Origin of the sequence: Bacillus sp. SIMBA_005, assembly GCF_046535585.1 — a bacterium.
GTDB lineage: Bacteria > Bacillota > Bacilli > Bacillales > Bacillaceae > Bacillus > Bacillus pumilus.
The window spans coordinates 1-253 of sequence record NZ_JAWRWI010000808.1; the positions used below are offsets into that span (position 1 = coordinate 1).

Genomic DNA, 253 nt, shown 5'->3' on the forward strand with positions numbered 1-253 from the left:
GTGTGGGCACAGGAGGAGGACAGGAATCAGGGCGCATGGCGCTTCGTGCGCGAGGCACTCGAACTGGTGCTGCCGCCGGGCCGCCGGTTGCGCGATGTATGCCGGACCTCGACCGCCTCGGGTGCGCACGCGTCGATCGGGGCGCATCGAAATGAACAATGCCACCTGGTGACTTCGGCGTTGTTACGCTAGTCGCGCTGAAAGCAGTCTGCAGGAACTCGTATGCGACCGGGTCGCTTGGAAAGCATATGTG

General features: G+C 63.6%; 1 protein-coding gene. It reads left to right on the forward strand.

Annotated elements, in window-relative coordinates; genetic code table 11:
* Positions 1–192, forward strand: a 192-nt coding sequence (locus SB660_RS22320) for a hypothetical protein (RefSeq protein ID WP_410584650.1), incomplete at its 5' end; no start/stop codon positions are given.
* Positions 193–253: the final 61 nt, after the last annotated feature.